The organism is Microbacterium sp. ER1 (assembly GCF_023383675.1).
In the GTDB taxonomy this organism is placed as follows: Bacteria; Actinomycetota; Actinomycetes; order Actinomycetales; family Microbacteriaceae; genus Microbacterium.
In genome coordinates this window covers 1-17,998 of the sequence record NZ_QCXO01000125.1, presented here as the reverse complement: position 1 = coordinate 17,998, position 17,998 = coordinate 1, and the positions used below count along the sequence as shown (strand labels likewise).

20 protein-coding genes are annotated in these 17,998 nt (G+C 71.0%); 12 read left to right on the top strand and 8 right to left on the bottom strand.

Annotated elements, in window-relative coordinates; genetic code table 11:
• Positions 1 to 74 precede the first annotated feature (74 nt).
• A complete protein-coding gene (locus tag BV453_RS04020; protein WP_126893752.1) occupies positions 75 to 746 on the top strand; it encodes a response regulator transcription factor in 672 nt (223 codons plus the stop codon).
• Positions 739 to 1,830, top strand: a complete 1,092-nt coding sequence (locus BV453_RS04015; protein ID WP_025104045.1) for a HAMP domain-containing sensor histidine kinase — start codon at positions 739 to 741, stop codon at positions 1,828 to 1,830. The genes BV453_RS04020 and BV453_RS04015 overlap by 8 nt, the downstream gene beginning before the upstream one ends.
• A 70-nt stretch (positions 1,831 to 1,900) precedes the next feature.
• On the opposite strand, the gene BV453_RS04010 is transcribed toward BV453_RS04015, so the two are convergent.
• The gene (locus BV453_RS04010; RefSeq protein ID WP_025104046.1) at positions 1,901 to 3,418 is read right to left on the bottom strand and encodes an SDR family oxidoreductase; all 1,518 of its coding nucleotides are present in this window, start codon (positions 3,416 to 3,418) and stop codon (positions 1,901 to 1,903) included.
• Positions 3,419 to 3,486: 68 nt separating this feature from the next.
• Here BV453_RS04010 and BV453_RS04005 point away from each other — a divergent pair, with 68 nt between their 5' ends.
• From BV453_RS04005 to BV453_RS03980, 6 genes are all read left to right on the top strand, one after another.
• Entirely contained in the window at positions 3,487 to 4,557 is a 1,071-nt protein-coding gene (locus tag BV453_RS04005; protein ID WP_249520935.1) for a M4 family metallopeptidase, read from the top strand.
• Positions 4,532 to 4,843: a protealysin inhibitor emfourin gene (locus BV453_RS04000; protein ID WP_249520934.1), complete on the top strand. Its 312-nt coding sequence runs from the start codon at positions 4,532 to 4,534 to the stop codon at positions 4,841 to 4,843. The genes BV453_RS04005 and BV453_RS04000 overlap by 26 nt, the downstream gene beginning before the upstream one ends.
• A gap of 103 nt (positions 4,844 to 4,946) precedes the next feature.
• On the top strand, positions 4,947 to 5,168 hold the full coding sequence (locus BV453_RS03995; protein ID WP_085604611.1) for a hypothetical protein: 222 nt from the start codon (positions 4,947 to 4,949) through the stop codon (positions 5,166 to 5,168).
• A gap of 100 nt (positions 5,169 to 5,268) precedes the next feature.
• On the top strand, positions 5,269 to 6,027 hold the full coding sequence (locus BV453_RS03990; RefSeq protein ID WP_249520933.1) for a ribonuclease H: 759 nt from the start codon (positions 5,269 to 5,271) through the stop codon (positions 6,025 to 6,027).
• 28 nt (positions 6,028 to 6,055) lie between these two features.
• Positions 6,056 to 6,442, top strand: a complete 387-nt coding sequence (locus tag BV453_RS03985) for a DoxX family membrane protein (RefSeq protein ID WP_025104051.1) — start codon at positions 6,056 to 6,058, stop codon at positions 6,440 to 6,442.
• Positions 6,443 to 6,581: 139 nt separating this feature from the next.
• Positions 6,582 to 7,280 carry a Pr6Pr family membrane protein gene (locus BV453_RS03980; protein WP_029989453.1) on the top strand — a complete coding sequence of 233 codons (699 nt, stop codon included), beginning with the start codon at positions 6,582 to 6,584 and terminating at the stop codon, positions 7,278 to 7,280.
• On the opposite strand, the gene BV453_RS03975 is transcribed toward BV453_RS03980, so the two are convergent.
• The 3 genes from BV453_RS03975 to BV453_RS03965 all read right to left on the bottom strand — a co-directional run bounded on the left by BV453_RS03975 (position 7,271) and on the right by BV453_RS03965 (position 10,093).
• The gene (locus BV453_RS03975; RefSeq protein WP_249520932.1) at positions 7,271 to 8,623 is read right to left on the bottom strand and encodes an FAD-dependent oxidoreductase; all 1,353 of its coding nucleotides are present in this window, start codon (positions 8,621 to 8,623) and stop codon (positions 7,271 to 7,273) included. The two genes, BV453_RS03980 and BV453_RS03975, sit on opposite strands and share 10 nt — an antisense overlap.
• Positions 8,624 to 8,718: 95 nt before the next feature.
• A complete protein-coding gene (locus tag BV453_RS03970) occupies positions 8,719 to 9,696 on the bottom strand; it encodes an SRPBCC family protein (RefSeq protein WP_126893745.1) in 978 nt (325 codons plus the stop codon).
• A gap of 1 nt (position 9,697) precedes the next feature.
• Complete coding sequence (locus tag BV453_RS03965) at positions 9,698 to 10,093, bottom strand: metalloregulator ArsR/SmtB family transcription factor (protein WP_238695624.1); 396 nt, start codon at positions 10,091 to 10,093, stop codon at positions 9,698 to 9,700.
• A 210-nt stretch (positions 10,094 to 10,303) separates the two neighbouring features.
• Here BV453_RS03965 and BV453_RS03960 point away from each other — a divergent pair, with 210 nt between their 5' ends.
• Positions 10,304 to 11,056, top strand: coding sequence for an SDR family NAD(P)-dependent oxidoreductase (locus BV453_RS03960; RefSeq protein ID WP_062633228.1), 753 nt, complete (start codon positions 10,304 to 10,306; stop codon positions 11,054 to 11,056).
• A 167-nt stretch (positions 11,057 to 11,223) separates the two neighbouring features.
• Here the strand turns inward: BV453_RS03960 and BV453_RS03955 are convergent, their stop codons facing one another.
• Both BV453_RS03955 and BV453_RS03950 read right to left on the bottom strand, forming a co-directional pair.
• Complete coding sequence (locus BV453_RS03955) at positions 11,224 to 11,550, bottom strand: hypothetical protein (protein WP_085604563.1); 327 nt, start codon at positions 11,548 to 11,550, stop codon at positions 11,224 to 11,226.
• Positions 11,551 to 11,619: 69 nt separating this feature from the next.
• On the bottom strand, positions 11,620 to 12,066 hold the full coding sequence (locus BV453_RS03950) for a MarR family winged helix-turn-helix transcriptional regulator (protein WP_085604560.1): 447 nt from the start codon (positions 12,064 to 12,066) through the stop codon (positions 11,620 to 11,622).
• 128 nt (positions 12,067 to 12,194) lie between these two features.
• Here BV453_RS03950 and BV453_RS03945 point away from each other — a divergent pair, with 128 nt between their 5' ends.
• Together BV453_RS03945 and BV453_RS03940 are read left to right on the top strand one after the other, a co-directional pair.
• A complete protein-coding gene (locus BV453_RS03945; protein WP_025104060.1) occupies positions 12,195 to 12,431 on the top strand; it encodes a hypothetical protein in 237 nt (78 codons plus the stop codon).
• Complete coding sequence (locus BV453_RS03940; protein WP_025104061.1) at positions 12,428 to 12,973, top strand: MarR family winged helix-turn-helix transcriptional regulator; 546 nt, start codon at positions 12,428 to 12,430, stop codon at positions 12,971 to 12,973. The genes BV453_RS03945 and BV453_RS03940 overlap by 4 nt, the downstream gene beginning before the upstream one ends.
• On the opposite strand, the gene BV453_RS03935 is transcribed toward BV453_RS03940, so the two are convergent.
• A complete protein-coding gene (locus BV453_RS03935; RefSeq protein ID WP_249520966.1) occupies positions 12,970 to 14,193 on the bottom strand; it encodes an MFS transporter in 1,224 nt (407 codons plus the stop codon). The two genes, BV453_RS03940 and BV453_RS03935, sit on opposite strands and share 4 nt — an antisense overlap.
• A gap of 119 nt (positions 14,194 to 14,312) precedes the next feature.
• Between BV453_RS03935 and BV453_RS03930 the strand changes: the two genes are divergently transcribed.
• Positions 14,313 to 15,896 (top strand): SDR family oxidoreductase, encoded by a 1,584-nt coding sequence (locus BV453_RS03930; RefSeq protein WP_249520931.1) that lies wholly within the window; start codon positions 14,313 to 14,315, stop codon positions 15,894 to 15,896.
• Between the two features lie 18 nt (positions 15,897 to 15,914).
• Here the strand turns inward: BV453_RS03930 and BV453_RS03925 are convergent, their stop codons facing one another.
• Positions 15,915 to 17,876 (bottom strand): BCCT family transporter, encoded by a 1,962-nt coding sequence (locus BV453_RS03925; protein WP_085604552.1) that lies wholly within the window; start codon positions 17,874 to 17,876, stop codon positions 15,915 to 15,917.
• Positions 17,877 to 17,998 lie beyond the last annotated feature (122 nt).

The window sequence follows — 17,998 nt, the reverse complement described above, 5'->3', positions numbered from 1 at the left end:
AGAGCCCTCGGTTGCCACGGCGTATGGCCTTTTCCATACACCGGCGATATGCCGCACTGCGTAGGATCGCTGCCATGCGTGTGCTGATCGTCGAGGACGAGCCCTACCTCGCCGAGGCGGTCCGCGACGGGCTGCGACTGGAGGCGATCGCGGCCGACATCGCCGGCGACGGCGACACCGCGCTCGAGCTCCTGAGCATCAACGCGTACGACATCGCGATCCTCGACCGCGACGTGCCGGGCCCGTCCGGAGACGACATCGCGCGGTGGATCGTCGCCTCGGGCAGCGGCATCCCCATCCTCATGCTCACGGCCGCCGACCGCCTCGACGACAAGGCCTCCGGGTTCGAGCTCGGCGCCGACGACTACCTCACCAAGCCGTTCGAGCTGCGGGAGCTGGTGCTGCGGCTGCGTGCCCTCGACCGCCGCCGACAGCGCGCGCGGCCACCGGTGCTGGAACTCGCCGGGCTGCGCCTGGACCCCTTCCGCCGCGAGGTCTACCGCGACGGCCGGTACGTCGCCCTCACCCGGAAGCAGTTCGCCGTACTGGAGGTGCTCGTCGATGCCGAGGGCGGGGTGGTCAGCGCCGAGGAGCTGCTGGAGCGGGCGTGGGACGAGAACGCCGACCCGTTCACGAACGCCGTCCGCATCACCGTGTCCTCGCTGCGCAAGCGCCTCGGCGAGCCGTGGCTGATCCTCACGGTGCCCGGCGTCGGCTACCGCATCGGGGCCGACGCGGATGCCTAGGCGGCGCGGCCTCAGCGTCCGCCTCAAGCTGACCCTGAGCTACGCGGGCATCGTCGTCGTCTCCGGGCTCCTGCTGCTCGGCGCCGTGGCGCTCTATCTCCTGCGCTACGTGCCGGATGTGCAGATCCCCGTCGTCGAGTTCTTCGTCCCCAACCGCTCGGATCTGATCCGGGCGTTCGTACCCGTCGCCGCGATGGTGATGGTCGCCCTGCTCGCGATCGGTCTCGGCGGCGGCTGGCTGCTCGCCGGACGGATGCTGGCGCCTCTCGACCGCATCGGCGACGCCGCACGGCTCGCGGCGCAGGGCTCCCTGTCGCACCGGATCCGCATGGAGGGCCCGAGCGACGAGTTCCGCGACCTCGCCGACGTCTTCGACACGATGCTCGAGCAGCTGGAGGCGCACGTCGCCGAGCAGCAGCGCTTTGCCGCGAACGCCTCGCACGAGCTGCGGACCCCCTTGGCCATCTCGCAGACCCTCCTCGACGTGGCCCGCACCGATCCCGACCGCGACGTCGACGCCCTGATCGACCGGCTCCACGAGGTCAACACGCGCGCGATCGACCTCACCGAGGCGCTGCTGCTGCTGAGCAGGGCGGATCAGCGCACGTTCCCGCGGACGCTCGTCGACCTGTCGCTCCTGGCAGAGGAATCCGTCGAGGCCCTCCTGCCGCTCGCCGACCGCCGCGGGGTCGAGGTGGAGGTGTCCGGCGTGCCGGCGACCGTGCTCGGCTCCTCCGCCCTGCTGCCGCAGCTCGTCATGAACCTCGTCGCCAACGCGATCGTCCACAACCGCAGCGACGGCGGGGGTTCCGTCGCGGTGCGCACGCATTCCCTGCCGCATGCGGTGGCCCTCGTCGTGGAGAACACCGGTGCGGAGCTGCACGCCTCCCAGGTCGCGACGCTCGTCGAGCCCTTCCAGCGCGGCACCGAGCGCACGCGCGGGCCGGAGCACGCCGGGGTGGGCCTCGGTCTCGCGATCGTGCAGCGCATCACGCAGACCCACGGCGGCACCCTCGTGCTGACACCCCGCACCGGCGGAGGCCTCATCGTGACGGTCTGGTTCCCCCACCCCTACCCCGGCTGACGGTTTTCGAATCGCCCGTTTGGCCCCTTTTCGGCTCCGGATGGAACCATTCAGGCGATTCGAACGGGCGTCACCAGGGGCTGGGCTCGTAGTCCTTGAGGAAGACGCCGTGGATGTCCTCGCCGGCCTCGCCGCGCACGATGGGGTCGTACACCCGGGCGGCGCCGTCGACCAGGTCGAGCGGGGCGTGGAAGCCCTCCTCCGCGAGGCGCACCTTCGTGTAGTGCGGGCGCTCGTCGGTGATCCAGCCGGTGTCGACGGCGGTCATGAGGATGCCGTCCTTCTCCAGCATCTCCCCCGCGCTCGTGCGGGTCAGCATGTTCAGCGCGGCCTTCGCCATGTTGGTGTGCGGGTGGCCCGGGCCCTTGTAACGGCGAGAGAACTGTCCCTCCATGGCGGAGACGTTCACGACGTACTTCCGGCGCGACGACGACGCGGCCATCGACGCCCGCAGCCGGCTGATGAGCAGGAACGGCGCGGTCGTGTTGGCGAGCTGCACCTCGAGCATCTCCAGCGGATCGACCTGATCCACGGACTGCACCCAGCTGTTGACGCGGTTCACGTCCGGCACGAGGCCGCCCGCATCGATCGCCGTGCCGTCCGCGTGCTTCTCGAGCGAGGAGGAGCCGGGGGCCATCGCGAGCCGCGCGAGGTCTTCGGCCGTGAGCGCCTGTCCCCCCTGCTCCGCGACCGTGCCGCCGAGCGCCGCGACCGACAGCAGCGGATGCGCGTCGACCGAGGCCTGCAGCGCCTGCGGGTGCGGGTCGACGGTGTGCCCGAAGGTCTCCATCTCCGGCAGCGGGCCGTCCGGCAGCGGCTGGAGCTCCGCGTCGGCGAGCAGCGAGTACGCCCCCGGTGAGCGGCGGACCGTCTGGGCGGCGTTGTTGATGAGGATGTCGAGCGGGCCCTGCGCGGCGACCGAGTCGGCGAGCCCGATCACCTGGGCGGGGTCGCGGAGGTCGATGCCGACCACGCGCAGCCGGTGCAGCCAGTCGCCCGCGTCCGGGAGGGCCGAGAACCGCCGCACGGCGTCACGCGGGAACCGGGTGGTGATCGTGGTGTGCGCACCGTCGCGGAGGAGGCGCAGCGCGATGTGCATGCCGATCTTCGCGCGGCCGCCCGTGAGCAGCGCTCGCTTTCCGGTGAGGTCGGTGCGGGCGGTGCGCTTGCCGTGGCTGAAGCGGGCGCAGTCCGGGCAGAGCTGGTGGTAGAACGCGTCGACGAGCGTGTACGGCTGCTTGCAGATGTAGCAGTTGCGCGGCTTGAGGAGCTCGCCGGCGATGGGGGCGTCGATCACACGGGACGCGAGGTCGTGCCCGCGCGTCTCGTCGTCGATGCGGTCGGGGGCGCCGGTGGCGGTGCGGGCGACGACGGCCTTGTCCGCCTCGGCGATCGCATCCCGGATCTCCTTGCGCCGCACGCGCTTGACGGCCTTGAACATGGCTGCCGTCGCGTGGCGCACGGCCACGAAGTCGGGGTGCTCGTTGTCGATGGTGTGCAGCTCGGCGAGGACGCGCAGCGTCGTGGCGAGGTCGTCGGGGTCGATGCCGGGGCCCAGGTCGGGGGTGGCGTCGGGCGCGTCGGTCATTAGGCCGATTTTACGCGACCGTCCTGGGGGTCTCCTGCTGTGTCCGCGCCCCGGCGTAGGGTCGACGCATGAGCAGCGCAGAATCCTCCCCGCATCCCGGCGTCATCCCCTCCTACCTGCTCGCCCGTCTGGCGGAGTCGGGTCGGTTCCCGAAGGCCGCCGCCGCCGCCCGACAGACGCTCACCGCGGGGCGCCCGCCGTTCCGCGCCCGCATCGACCTCTCCATCGACGAGAACGGCGACCTCGTCGCGCAGCTCTCCGATGCGCCGAACCGCACGATCAGCGACGCCGGCAACACCCAGCAGCTCCCGGGGGCCGTGGTCCGCACGGAAGACGATGAGCCCGTCGCCGACACCGCCGTCAACGAGGCGTTCGACGGCCTGGGCGCGACGTTCGAGATGCTGCTCTCCGCGTTCGGCCGCAACTCGCTCGACGACGCCGGCGCTCCTCTCGACGCGACCGTCCACTACGGCGTCGACTACGACAACGCGTTCTGGGACGGCGAGCGCATGGTGTTCGGCGACGGCGACGGCGAGGTGTTCCAGCACTTCACCGGCTCGCTCACCGTGATCGGGCATGAGCTCGCCCACGGTGTCGTGCAGCACACGGCGAACCTGGAGTATCAGGGCCAGCCGGGCGCACTGAACGAGTCCGTGGCCGACGTGTTCGGCGCCCTCACCGAGCAGTACGCCCTGGGGCAGTCCGCCGACCAGGCGAGCTGGCTCATCGGGGCGGAGATCTTCACGGATGCGGTGGAGGGCTCAGCCCTGCGCTCCATGATCGCGCCGGGCACGGCCTACGACGACGATGAACTCGGGAAAGACCCGCAGCCGGACCACATGAGCGGATTCGTGCGCACCACCGAGGACAACGGGGGCGTGCACATCAACTCCGGCATCCCGAACCGCGCCTTCGCCCTCTTCGCCCTCGACCTCGGCGGCAACGCCTGGGAGCGCGCCGGCACGGTCTGGTACCGGGCACTCACCGGCGGGCTGTCGAGCACCGCGACCTTCACCGAGTTCGCCGATGCCACGGTCGCCGCAGCAGCCACGGTCGATCAGGAGACGGTCGCCGCCGCTCGACGCGCGTGGACAACCGTGGGAGTCTATGAGGGTGACCGAGGACCCGACGCCGCCTGACGCCCCCGTCGTCATCGCCGTCGTGCGCTCGGGAGGTCTCGCCGGCATCCGTCGCCAGTGGCGTGTGGAGGCCGAGCCGCCGGACGCCGAGGAATGGATCGGCCTCATCGACAGCTGCCCCTGGGACGACGACGTCGACACCCCGCCCGGAGCCGATCAGTTCGTCTGGAGCATCCGCGCCCGCACCCCGTCCGAGCGCCGGGAGCGGGAGCTGCCCGACTCCGCCGTGGACGGTCCGTGGCGCACGCTCATCGATGCGGTGCGGGAGGCGGCGCGCGCGGATTGAGCCGCGGTCGGAGATTCGCACTCCCGTCGCAGGATGCCGCCGGATCCCTGCGACCTCGGTGCGAAACTGCGACCCCACGCCGCCCGGGGGTGACAATGGAGGCATGGGACTCTTCCAGCAGCGACCGGAGGAAGAAGAGAAGCAGTGGGGACTCCCCTCTGAACCTCTCGAGACCTCGGCCGCAGACACGCTCGACGCCGCGCCGACGGTCGACCCGCTGGCCCTCGGCCTCGACACCCCGTCCTCGGTGAGCTCCATCGTGTTCCCCGTCGCCCCACCCGCCCCCGAGGCCGCGAGCACCGAGAACGCCGACCCCGAGGACTGACACCGCGCCGTCGCTGTTTCGCACTCCCGTCGCAGGTTCCGCCCGAATCCGTGCGACCGCGGCGCGAAAGTGCGTCCGCGGCCAGCGATACGGTGGACGGATGACCATCACCGCCGCCGCAGACGGCTCCGCCCTGGGCAACCCCGGCCCGAACGGCTGGGCCTGGTACATCGACGACGCGAACTGGGCGGCCGGCGGCTCCCCGCACGGCACGAACAACCAGGGCGAGCTCCGCGCCGTCCTCGAACTGCTCCGGGCGACGGCCGGCACCGACGAGAAGCTGCTGATCGAGTGCGACAGCCGCTACGTCATCGACTCCGTGACGAAGTGGATGCCGGGCTGGAAGCGCCGCGGGTGGCGGAAGTCCGACGGCGGGCCCGTGCTGAACCGCGACCTCCTCGAGGGGATCGACGAGGCCCTGCGCGGTCGCGATGTCGAGTTCTCCTGGGTCAAGGGCCACGCCGGGCACCCGCTGAACGAAGCCGCCGACGAGCGCGCGAACGCCGCCGCCAAGGCCTATCAGCAGAAGCAGGAGCCGCGTCGAGGCCCCGGGTTCACCCGCGCGACCGATGCCGGAGCCGCCGTCGCCGCGTCCGCCCCGGTCGCCGCCGCCGCTGCCGAAGCCCCGGCCTCCTCCTCGACGGCAGCCCCGTCTCGCACCTCGATCCCCGTCGCGGAGGCGGAGTTCGCCGCGCCGCTGTGGGCCGAGACCTCCGACCTCCTCGACGGACTCGACCTCGCGCAGGACGACCCCATCGTGATCGAGCTGCCGCTGTCGCCCGACGAGCACGCGCGCCTCCGGGACCGCGCCGAAGCGCAGGGCATCACCCTCGAAGAAGCACTTCGCCGCCTGATCTGACGGAGACCCCGAGGCGTACACTCGCACCATGTCGACTCCCCGCACCATCGGCCGGATCTTCCTCGGCGCCTCGCTCGTGTTCGCCGGCGTCTCCCACCTCACGTTCGCCCGCGAGGAATTCCAGGCGCAGGTGCCGGAATCGCTGCCGCTCGATCCCGACACCACGGTGCTCGCGTCCGGCGTCGCCGAGGTCGCGCTCGGCTCCGCTCTCCTCTTCGCCCGACGCCGCCGTCGCACGGTCGGCACCGTCGCCGCGCTCTTCTTCGCCGCGGTCTTCCCGGGCAATGTGGCGCAGTGGATGCATCATCGCGACGGCTTCGGCCTCGACACCGACATGAAGCGCTTCGTGCGTCTGTTCTTCCAGCCGGCGCTCATCGCGCTGGCCCTGTGGTCGACGCGCGCTCCGCGCCGCTGACCCACCCCGCGAGAGCAGGCCTTCGCGCGAGAACAGGCCCCCACCCCCAGCCACGCCTGAACCCGTGCGGCGGCCTGATGCGGCGTCACCCCGGGTCGGCTCCGTAGACTCGGCGGATGGCGGAAAGGACGAGGCGACGGTGAGCAGGCGCACCGTCTTCGGCCTGCTCCGGCTCACCGCCGCCGCCGTCTGCCTCGTCGCGCTGATCCACCGCCTCGCGTGGGGACTCGCGTCGAACACCATCGCGAGCCAGAACTTCTTCGCGTACCTGACGAACCAGTCGAACATCGCCTTCGTCGTCCTCCTCACCGTCGCCGGAGTCCTCGCGCTGAGGAGAGCCCGCGACCCGCGGTGGCTCACGGTGGCGCTCGCCCTCGTGCTCACCTGGACAATCACGGCGGGACTCGTGTTCGCGATCCTCGTCTGGCAGGCCGGAGTCCGGGGGATCCGCATCGACGTGCCGTGGTCGGATCAGGTGCTGCACTTCTGGCTGCCCGCGGTGACCGTCGCGGCCTGGGCCCTGGCCCCGGGGCATCGGGCGGTGCCGTGGCGCGTGATCCCGGTGACCCTGGCCTACCCGGTGCTGTGGGGCGTCGCGACGCTCATCCGCGGACCGTTGATCGGCTGGTACCCGTACTACTTCCTCGACCCGCGGCAGGTGAGCGGTCCCGTCGAGTTCACCGTCTCCTGCGCGATCGCGCTGGCCGTGTTCGCCGCCGTGGCGACCGCGCTCGTGCTCATCAGCCGCCTGCCGGACCCGTGGGACCGCGCTCCTGCCGAGCCTCCTCCCGAGGACCGCGCCCCGGCCGAGGCCGCGCGCGAGCCGGTTCAGGCGTAGAGCGCCAGCGAAGCGAGTGCCGCCTCGACGGCCTCCGCGTCCCCGAGCTCCGCGAAGTCCCGGGCCGCCGCACCGCCCACGATCCCGACGAGCACGTTCTCGCCGGTCGAGGGGCGGAGGTTGATCCACGTAGGGATCGCGATGTCGTCGCCGACCGCGTGCCAGATCGCCTCGTCACCGTCCCAGAACGGCTCGTCCCATCGCAGCCACACCGTCTCGATGGCGCCCATCCCGAGCGCGGAGACGGCGCCGCGGTTGTCGAACGGCAGCGGCGGATCGAACTCGATGGCCTGCTCCTGCAGCACCCCGAGCGGCACCGTCAGCAGCACCCGGTCGAAGGAGAGGGCCTCCCCGGTGCCGAGGCGCACACTCACCCCGGTGTCGTCCCACGCGAGGCGCGTGACCGGCGAGCTGAGCCCCACTTTCACCCCGTCCAGGGTGCTCTCGATGAACGGGGTCAGGTCGTCGCCGACCCCCTGCAGCGCCGCGTCCGGGAGTGGCGGGGCGAACCAGCTCGACAGGTCGACGGCGTCCGCGCCGGTCCGTGCGGCGAGGAGCGCGAGGAGCGCGGCGGTCGCGGGATCCTCCGGGTCGATGCCGGCTGCCACCAGGGCGTCCGCCACCGAGGAGTCCTGCGGGGCGGACTGCGCCGTGGTCACCGCGGCCTCCACCGGCTGCGGATCCACGGGGTCGACATCGCCCTCGGCCGAGCGCCACCGCGCCCCGTCGAGGTCGACGAGGTCCATGTCCCCCTCGTCGATCGTCTCGAGCAGCTCCGCGTCGGCCTCGCCGAACAGCCACGCGCCGAGCTGCACCGGAACCGGCCAGTCGTCCTCCGCGCGGGAGAGGATCCGGCCGCCGACGCGGTCGCGCGCTTCGAACACCGTCACCTGCAGGCCGTCCTCCGCGAGTTGCGCGGCGGCGGTCGCTCCGGCGATCCCGGCGCCGATCACGGCCACCCGCTCGCCGTCCTCGGCGGCGACGGTGAGCTCCCGCGCGGCACGGCGGCCCGAGCGCAGGGCTCCCCGGACGGTACCCGGCGCCTCGTCGTCGGTCGCCTCGCCGGCGAAGAAGAGCCGGTCGTCGACGGGCTGCGCGAGTGCCGCACGGGTCGCGGCAAGCACCCCCACGGGAGTGAAGCTCGCGGCACCCCGGGCGAAGGGGTCGGTGGTCCAGGTGCTGCGGACGCTCCCGCTCGGGGCAGGGACACCGGGCGGCGGCTCCGGTTCGCGCGTGCGGGTGGGGGTCGGCGTCGGTTCCGGCTCCGGGGTGCAGGAGGCGAGAAGCACCGAGACGGCACCGGCTCCGGCGCCGAGGAGCAGGGTACGGCGCGTGATCCTCATCGTGCCGCCACTTTATCCCGCTTTCGCGCAGGCAGAAGCGCCGGAACAGGCGGCTCTCCACGAGAACCGCCTGTTCCGGCGCGCGTGCCTGGGTGTCAGACGGACAGCAGCTCCCGCTCCAGTCGCGCGAACGAGGCCTCCATGCCGTCGGCCATGCCGGTGGCGAGGATCATGTCCCGCGTCTCCTTGTCGGGGTACTCGATGAGCACCGTGACGAGGGTCGCGCCGTCCTCCTCGTAGAGGTTGAGGTCGTTGAGCGTCTCGGTCGGCATGCCCTGCATCCGTTCGGTGGTGACGGCGCGCTTCGGGGCGTCGATCAGCAGCGCCTCCCCCTCGAATCCGAACGGCTCACCCTCCGTGTCGCCCACAGGCGCCCAGGAGTTCCGGTACGACTGGCCGACCTCGGTCGCCGACACGCACTCGGTCATCTCCCACCCGTCCGGGCCGAGCATCCACTGCCGGATGAGGTCGGGCTCGAAGTGGGCGCGCCACACCAGCTCGCGCGGACCCTCGACGAGGCGGGTGATACGCACGTGCGTGTCGTCGAGCAGCTCCACCCGCGTGCCCTTGCCCTGTGCGTAGTCGCGGAGGTCCTGCAGCACGGCGTCGAGCTGGGCCATGGCCATCCGGGTGCCCTCCACGGCGCCCATCGCGACGACCTGCTCGAGCGCCTCGGCAGACGTGAAGTGGCTCGTGTTGACCATGCGCGTGCCCTCGGCCGTCGGCTCGAACGTGAAGGTCATGCGCATGGAGGGGAGGTTCGCATCCGGCGTGCCCTCCTCGTCGGCGAACGAGTCGAGCACCGTGAAGCTGCGCGGCGCGTCGATCTCCAGGAACTCCCACGTGCCGGAGGCCTTCTCCCCGCGGGGACCGTTCATCGTGTAGACGGCTCGCCCGCCGACGGTGTGGTCCCACCGGGTGAAGGTGGCCGGCCACCCGGGAGGACCCCAGAACCGCTCGAGCTGCTGCGGGTCGGTGTAGGCGGCCCAGACGCGCTCGACGGGCGCGGCGAGGTCGGCGACGACGGTCATGGTGAGGTTCTCGGCATCCGTGATGATGTCCGTGACAGGCATGTCAGTCTCCTTGCGATTCGTTGCGTTGACTGCTGGTGGGGTCGGTGGAGGCCGGTCGCTCCCCCGCGGGCGGGGAGGGCTCGGCCAGGAGATCGTCGAGCCGGGCGATGCGCGACCGCCACAGCTCTTCGTATCGGGCGAGGAGCGCCCTGGCGCGGGCGATCATCTCGGGGTTCGCGCGGACGAGCCGCTCGCGTCCCTCGGCGCGCTTGACGATGAGGTTCGCCGCCTCGAGCACGGCCACGTGCTTCTGGACCGCGGCGAACGACATCTCGTACTCGGAGGCGAGGGTCGAGACGGACTGCTCCCGCTCGATCGTCCGGCGCAGGATGTCCCGCCGGGTCGACGTCGCCAGTGCGTGGAACACACGGTCGACCTCCGCTTCGCTCAACTCCATTTGTGCAACCATTTGGTTGTACGTTAGACCCGCGTCGCGAGCGTGTCAAGAGTTTTTCCCCGGGGCAGACGGTCCCCACAGCGCAGCTAGCCCGCTGAACATTTCCATTCACATGAATCCACACCGGTATTCCGGGCGTAGGCTGGAGGGAAGGACGGACCGTCCGAGAAGATCTCCCGGCACCGCGCCCGCCCGGGAGGGAGCCCGAAAGTGGCTCAGTACGACGTCTCGAACCGCTCGGCGATCGTGACAGGAGCGGGCAGCGGCATCGGCCGCGCGGTCGCCCTGCTGCTGGCGCAGAACGGCGCGGCGGTGGTGGTCAACGACCTGAACGCGGAGCACGCGAACGCGGTCGTCGAGGAGATCCGCGCCGCTGGCGGTACCGCGGAGGCGTCGGTCGGCGACGCGACGGACCCGGCCTGGATCGCCTCGTCGGTCGAGCTCGCCAACTCGCTCGCCCCGCTCCGCATCGGCGTCAACAACGCCGGCATCGGCGGCGCCACCGCGCCCACCGCGGACTACGAGGAAGACGCGTGGGACAAGGTGATCGCCATCAACCTCAACGCCGTATTCCGCAACATGAAGGCGCAGATCCCGTCGATCCTCGCCAACGGCGGCGGCTCGGTCGTGAACATCGCCTCGATCCTCGGCAGCGTCGGCTTCGCCGGCTCCCCCGCCTACGTCACCGCCAAGCACGGCGTCGTCGGCATGACGAAGACCGCCGCCCTCGAGTACTCGGCTCAGGGCGTCCGAGTGAACTCGGTCGGCCCCGGCTTCATCGACACCCCGCTCCTGGCGAACATGGGCGACGAGGCGAAGGACTTCCTCGTGTCGAAGCACCCGATCGGGCGTCTCGGCCAGGCGGAGGAGGTCGCGAACCTCGTGGTGTTCCTCGCGAGCGACGCCGCGAGCTTCATCACCGGCAGCTACCACCTGGTCGACGGCGGCTACACCGCCCTCTGACGAAGAAACGGCATCCGGCTGCCGGGAACCCGAATCCCGGCGGCCGGATGCCGCGGTCGGCGATCGAGAGCCCCCGCTCCGTTCTCGCCGTAGCCGTCACCGCCCGGGATCCGAGAGCCCTTGAAGAGGATCCCGAGGCGGTGAGGCAGGTCTGCACCCCTCCGTTATCAGGCGGACATCGCGTGCAATTCGCGCGATACCGCATCGAGCGCGAGCTCGGGGTCGGTGAGGTCGAGTCCGCCGGTCGAACCCGCGGCCTGCATGAGACGGGCCAGCAGCGGCCGCTGCAGGGTGACCGACGTCTCGACGACGAAGCGGATCGGGATGGACGCGTGGATCCACAGCGTCTCGGTGCAGTCGGCGCCGGTCTGCACCGTGAGCGCGAACGGCTCGTTGCGCCGCAGCTTGGTGACGGTGGCGGCGCGAAGGTGGGCGAGCAGCTCGTCGTTGATCTCGATCGGCTCGGCGAGGTTCGCGTAGGTGAGGGTTCCCATGTTCTTCTCCTCGTGGCAGAAAACCTGGACGAGGATAGTTTACTAGTTTAACTAGTTAAATCAAATCGATTAGGGAAGATCGCCGAGCTCGTCGGTCAGGCGGCGCAAGAAGCGGGAGATCACGGTCGCCTCTTCCGCGGTGAACTCACCCTCGATGGCGGCCACGCGCTGCGCCAGCTCGTCGCCCTGTCCGTGCAGATCGCGGAGCGACGGCCGGAGGACCTTGGACCGCGCATCCAGGGGGTGCGGCGCGACGACGATCTGCCCCCGCTCCGACATCCGTCGCACGACGCTCGTGACGGCGGCCGTACTGATGCCGAGGTAGGTGGCGAGGTCGCGGGGAGTGACGGGCTTCTCGACGGGCGCGGTGCTGATGAAGTGCATCGCCGCACGGTCGGTATCGTTGGGTTCGCGCCGGGCGGCGAGACGGCGGTTCAACTGCGCGTCGGCGCGACGGAAGTCGTCGACATCGCGAGCGAGCGCTGAGGTCGTGACGTCGGTACTCGTGTTTCCCATGCAGAGATCCTCCTTCCCCGAACTCCATGGTACCTCGGCAACCTGACAGTAAGGCTGTCTAGCTATATCGGGTGCGACCAGGGACTTCCGGAGGTGCGATGATGGAACCCTGCCCCCGAAAGGATGCCATGCCCGAGCCACTGAGCCTCGAGGAGGCGTCGTACATCCGCTACGCCGATCTGCTCGCACGCCTGGAGGAACTCTTCCCCTCCGTCTCGCGACGCCGGATCGAGCAGATCATCGCCGCCGAGACCGATGCGATCACGGGCGGTCTTCTGCGCATCGTCCCGGCCGAGGTCGAGACCGGCGCGATGGAGATGCTCGAGCGGGAGGCCGGTTCCAGCGACGAAGGAGAGGTCGCGTGACCGACAGCACCGGCGAGTTCCACGCCTCCGGATACTGGTACCCCGACAGCGAGCGCGCCACCACGGTCGACGTGCTCAACATGCTGCGGCGCTACCGCAGTGCCGAGACGGCGATGCGCGCCCGGACGCGCGCGTCGATGGGCATGAACGAGACCGACCTCGTCGCCCTCCGGTTCCTGCTGCGCGAGCAGAAGGCCGGTCGCATCGTGCGGCCGATCGATCTGGCGCGCATGCTCGACATCTCCACCGCGTCGACGACGACGCTCATCGACCGGCTGGAGAAGGGCGGGCACGCGCGCCGCGAACCGCACCCGACCGACCGCCGCGCCGGCATCGTCGTGCCCACCGTGAGCAGCGACGACGAGGTGCGCGCGACACTCGGTGCCATGCACCGCCGGATGCTCTCCCTCGTGGACGACCTCACCGATGAGGAGCGCGTGGTCGTCATGCGGTTCCTCGTCGGGATGACCGCCGCGATCCAGGAGGCCGCCGAGGCGGACGCCGTGCACGGCGGCGCCGACCTCGTGGAGGAGCCGGCCTAGTCCGACGCGTTCCGCGGGCGCCGGGCGTCCAGGAATCCCGCGAGCAGCACGGCCACGAGCGCCGCGACCGGTGCCACCACGAGACCCACGCGCAGGCTCTGCGTCTCCGCCAGCCAGCCGACGAACGGCGGCGACAGCAGGAAGCCGAGCCGCAGCAGCCAGGACACCACGGTGAGCCCGACCCCGGGCCGCAGTCGAGGGAGCTCGTCGGCGGCATGCATCGCGGCGGGGATGAGGGTGGCGATGCCGAAGCCCACGGCCGCGAACCCGAGGATCGTGCCGGGCACGCTCGGGAAGAGCAGCGCGAGCGTCATCCCGACGGCGGCGATGAGGCCGCCGACCCGCGCCACCCAGCGCTGCCCGAAGCGATCGGTCATCGGATCGCCGAGCAGACGCCCGACGAACTGCGCGCCGACGAGGGCGATGAATCCGAGCGGTGCGACCGCTGCCGCCGCTCCCAGGGAGTCGCCGAGGTAGAGGGTGGCCCACGAGTTGCCCGCGTCTTCGGCGATGGCTCCGGCCATCGCGATGAGGGTCAGGGCGATCACGGCCAGCACCGTCCGCGCCGGAACGCCGCGACGGACCGCGGAGGCGATCTCCTCGGGTTCCGCCACCGCATCCTCCTCGGCCTCGTCGTCGCGGCCGGGCAGGCAGAAGCGGAGGGCGACGAGGGCGACCGTCGCGAACACCGCGGTCGAGATCCCCAGGTGGACGGCGAGCGGGAGCTGCAGGGCGATCGCGCCCGCGGCCATCACTCCGCCGAGCACCGCGCCGATGGACCAGATGGCATGGAAGGAGTTGATGATCGAGCGCCCGTACCGCCGCTGCACGCGCAGGCCGTGGGCGTTCTGCGCGACATCGGTGATGGCATCGGAGGCGCCGCCGACGAAGAGCGCGATCGCGAAGAGGACGCCGGTCGGAGACAGCGCCGCCGACAGCAGGCCGAGGCTCGTGACCACGGTGCCGATGACCGCGATGCGCGCCGACCCGAAGCGACGGATCAGCGTGGCCGCCAGGAGTCCGGCCGCGATCGCGCCGGCGGGGAAGGCGGCGAGCGCGAGACCGTAGCCGAGGTTGTCCAGGCCGAGGGCGGCCTTGATCTCGGGGTAGCGCGGCAGGATGTTCGCGAACAGGGCGCCGTTCGTGAGGAACAGCGCCGAGACGGCGATGCGCGCGCGCCGGGTGGCACGGTCCGCGGGGGCTCGTCGAATCGATTCGATTGAGGTCACGGATACGACCGTACCCTGTCGCCGGGGGTACTCGCGAGCGTGTCATGACGGTGCGATGCCGCGGGCGCAAGCCCGTTCCCCGTGCCGGCCCCGGGATCTACGCTCGGAACATGAGCGAGCTCACCCAGCCCACCGGTCGCGAGGACGCCCTGCGAGCGGTCCCCCGCGACGACGGCTCCGCACCCCGCGCCCTCGTGCTCGGCGCCACCGGGTACATCGGCGGCCGCCTGACCCCGCGCCTGCTGAACGCCGGCTACCGGGTCCGGGTCCTCGCCCGCGACGCCGTCCGCGCCGCCTCCTTCGGCTGGGGCGAGGAGTGCGAGATCTTCGAGGGCTCCGCCGACGACGAGCACGCCGTCGCCTCCGCGATGGACGACGTCGACGTCGTGTACTACCTCATCCACTCCATGTCGGCCGGCAAGGGCTTCGAGGAGAGCGACGAGCGCGCGGCGGCCACCGTCGCCACGGCAGCCGCCCGAGCCGGGGTGCGGCGGATCGTCTACCTCGGCGGCTTGCACCCGGACGACGTGAAGCTCTCCCCGCACCTCCGCTCCCGGGTCCACGTCGGCGAGATCTTCCTGGAGTCCGGGGTGCCCACCCTCGTCCTGCAGGCGGGCGTGGTGATCGGCTCCGGTTCGGCGTCCTTCGAGATGATCCGGCACCTCACCGACGTGCTGCCGTACATGCCGGCGCCGAAGTGGGTGCGCAACCGCATCCAGCCCATCGCCGTGCGCGACGTGCTGCACTACCTGCTCGGGGCGGCACGGGTCGACGACCAGGTGAACCGCGCGGTCGACATCGGCGGACCGGATGTGCTGCGCTACGGGCAGATGATGAACGGGTACGCGGTGGAGGCCGGACTGCGGCAGCGCGCCATCGCGGCCCTTCCGGTGCTGACCCCGGAGCTCGCCTCGCACTGGGTGAACCTCGTGACGCCGGTGCCGCGTTCCATCGCCCGGCCCCTCGTCGCCTCGCTGCAGAACGAGTGCATCATGAAGGACCACGCCGTCGACGCGCTCATCCCGCGGCCCGAGGGCGGGCTCACGCCGTATCGCCGGTCCGTGGCGCTGGCCCTCGGCCGGGTGGATGCGGACGCCGTGGAGACGAGCTGGCAGGACGCCGAGGTCACCGGAGCCCCGAGCGACCCGCTGCCGAGCGACCCGGACTGGGCCGGGCGCACCGTGTTCACGGACAAGCGCTCCGTCGCGACGCGCGCATCCGTCGCGGAGCTGTGGCGCGTCATCCTCGGGATCGGCGGCGAGAACGGGTGGTACTCGTCGCCGCTGCTCTGGGCGGTCCGCGGGCTCATGGACCGCGTGGTCGGCGGCGTGGGGCTCCGCCGCGGACGCCGCAGCCGCACCGCCGCCCGAGTCGGCGATGCGATCGACTTCTGGCGCGTCGAGGCGGTCGAGCAGACCGAGGAGGGCCATCTGCTGCGGCTCCGCGCCGAGATGAAGGTGCCGGGCGAGGCCTGGCTCGAACTGCGCGCGGTGCCCGACGGCGACGGCGCCCGCTACGAGCAGCGCGCCGTGTTCTTCCCCCGCGGACTCCTCGGCCGGCTGTACTGGCTCGCCGTGCTGCCCTTCCACGGGCTCATCTTCTCCGGCATGGCCGCCCGGATCACCGCGGCCGCCGAGACAGGCGACCACGCCGGTTCAGGCGTCATGCGTGAGGGAGTGCCTGATCCGGCGTGAGCGCCTGAGCTCTCGCGTTCAGTCCTTGTCGGCAGGGGCGTCCATCGCCGCATCGACGGCGGCGTCCACCTCGGCCGGCGGGATGATGTCGATCGCCTCGGTCGCGGCCTCGTACACCTCGGCGAGGGTGTCGTCGACGGTGTCCTCGTCGATCCAGGCGAGGTCGTCCTCCGAGTGGTCGTACTCGACGGGCACGAGCGCGAAGTCGTCGCCGTACTCCTCGAGGCCGGCCATGACGCTGTGGCGGACGGCGGCGCGGGCATACCGGTCGCGGAGGATCAGGGGATCGCGCCGCAGATCCTTCATGAACGCGATCATCATGAACGTCATGATGATCGCGAACGGCAGCGCCGCGATGATCGTCGCGTTCTGCAGCGACTGCAGCCCGCTCCCCTCGGCGCCGCTGACGAGCAGCACGGCGGCGATCACACCGACCAGCACGCCCCAGACGACGGCGACCCAGCGTGACGGCTCCGGGCGGCCCTGCTGCGAAAGCGTGCCCATGACGAGCGAGGCGGAGTCGGCACCCGTGATGAAGAAGATCGCGATGAGGATGATCAGGATGATGCTGGTCACGAGCGGGAACGGCAGGTTCTCCAGCACCCCGAACAGCACCTCCTCCGGCGGGTCGACGACGAGGCCTGCGCCGTCCATCTGCTGCTGGATGGCCGTCGTGCCGAAGATCGCGAACCACACGAGCGAGATCGCGGAGGGCACGACGATGACGACCGACACGAACTGACGGAGCGTGCGGCCGCGCGAGATCTTCGCGATGAACATGCCGACGAAGGGCGACCAGGAGATCCACCACGCCCAGTAGAAGATCGTCCAGCTCGACAGGAAGGCCTGCGCGGCCTCACCCTGCGAGGCGGAGCGGCCGATCATGGTCGGCAGATCGCCGAGGAACTGCACGGCCACCGACGGGATCACGTTGAGGATGAGCAGCGTCGGGCCGACGAAGAACACGAAGAACGCCAGCAGGATGGCGACCACGGCGTTGATGTTCGACAGCGCCCGGATGCCCTTGGAGACGCCCGACACGGCGGACGCGATGAAGCAGGCCGTGAGCACCGCGATGACCGCGATGAGGATGCCGTTGCCGAGGGGTCCGGCTCCGCTGACGATCTCGACGCCGTGGCCGATCTGCAGCGCACCGAGCCCCAGCGAGGCAGCCGTGCCGAACAGCGTCACGATGATGGAGAAGATGTCGATCGTGCGGCCGACCGGGCCCGTCGTGCGGTTCTCGCCGAGCAGCGGGGCGAAGATCGACGAGATCAGCGGCGTGCGGCCGCGGCGGTAGGCGCCGTAGGCGATGGCTCCACCGACGAGCGCGTAGAACGCCCAGGCCTGCGGGCCCCAGTGGTAGAGCACCTGCGTCTGCGCGGTGTGCATGGCCTCGAGGGTGTTCGCCTCGACGGTGCCGGGCGGCGGATTCTCGAAGAAGGTCAGCGGCTCGGCCGCGCCCCAGAACACGAGGCCGATGCCCATGCCCGCCGCGAAGAGCATGGAGATCCACGAGAACATCGAGAACTCGGGCTCTTCGTCGTCGCGGCCGAGCGGGATGCGCCCGTACTTACTGAAGCCGACGAACAGCATGAACACGAGGATGATCGTTGCGATGGTCGTGAAGAAGAAGCCGAAGTACTCCACGACCCAGGCGAGCACGGTGCTCGTGGTGCCGGCGAGGTTGTCCCCCGCGAACACGCCCCACGCGATGAAGGCGAGGGCGAACGCGGCGGCGACGCCGAACACGAGCGGGTCGGTGCGGTAGGTGCGCCCCGTCTCCTCCACCGACACCCCGGGAACCAGCGCCGGGTGCACGCTGCGCGGCGGGACCGTCGTGATGTCGCGGACGATCTTGCGCGCGGTCTCGGAGGCCTTCGCCGCCTGGCGGTGCGTCCCGGTCACGACGGCGTCGGTGCGCGGACGGGTCGGGGATCCTGCGGAGCGTTCGGTGGGCTTCTCGTCAGGCGTGTCCATGAGAGACCATCTTTCCACCTGTGCGGGCTCAGGCGTACGCGGGAGATCAGGCACTCCTGGTTGGGAGCGCCTGGTTCCGCGCGATCGCCTGTTCCGGCGGGGGTGTTGGGGCGGGGCCTGGG

Coding starts and splice junctions, on each gene's coding strand:
- BV453_RS03990 (WP_249520933.1), top strand. CDS start 5,269: ATGACCATCACCGCCGCCGCAGACGGCTCCGCCCTGGGCAACCCCGGC.
- BV453_RS04020 (WP_126893752.1), top strand. CDS start 75: ATGCGTGTGCTGATCGTCGAGGACGAGCCCTACCTCGCCGAGGCGGTC.
- BV453_RS04005 (WP_249520935.1), top strand. CDS start 3,487: ATGAGCAGCGCAGAATCCTCCCCGCATCCCGGCGTCATCCCCTCCTAC.
- BV453_RS03965 (WP_238695624.1), bottom strand. CDS start 10,093: ATGGAGTTGAGCGAAGCGGAGGTCGACCGTGTGTTCCACGCACTGGCG.
- BV453_RS03955 (WP_085604563.1), bottom strand. CDS start 11,550: ATGGGAACCCTCACCTACGCGAACCTCGCCGAGCCGATCGAGATCAAC.
- BV453_RS04015 (WP_025104045.1), top strand. CDS start 739: ATGCCTAGGCGGCGCGGCCTCAGCGTCCGCCTCAAGCTGACCCTGAGC.
- BV453_RS03985 (WP_025104051.1), top strand. CDS start 6,056: ATGTCGACTCCCCGCACCATCGGCCGGATCTTCCTCGGCGCCTCGCTC.
- BV453_RS04010 (WP_025104046.1), bottom strand. CDS start 3,418: ATGACCGACGCGCCCGACGCCACCCCCGACCTGGGCCCCGGCATCGAC.
- BV453_RS03975 (WP_249520932.1), bottom strand. CDS start 8,623: ATGAGGATCACGCGCCGTACCCTGCTCCTCGGCGCCGGAGCCGGTGCC.
- BV453_RS03930 (WP_249520931.1), top strand. CDS start 14,313: ATGAGCGAGCTCACCCAGCCCACCGGTCGCGAGGACGCCCTGCGAGCG.
- BV453_RS03970 (WP_126893745.1), bottom strand. CDS start 9,696: ATGCCTGTCACGGACATCATCACGGATGCCGAGAACCTCACCATGACC.
- BV453_RS03995 (WP_085604611.1), top strand. CDS start 4,947: ATGGGACTCTTCCAGCAGCGACCGGAGGAAGAAGAGAAGCAGTGGGGA.
- BV453_RS03945 (WP_025104060.1), top strand. CDS start 12,195: ATGCCCGAGCCACTGAGCCTCGAGGAGGCGTCGTACATCCGCTACGCC.
- BV453_RS03925 (WP_085604552.1), bottom strand. CDS start 17,876: ATGGACACGCCTGACGAGAAGCCCACCGAACGCTCCGCAGGATCCCCG.
- BV453_RS03950 (WP_085604560.1), bottom strand. CDS start 12,066: ATGGGAAACACGAGTACCGACGTCACGACCTCAGCGCTCGCTCGCGAT.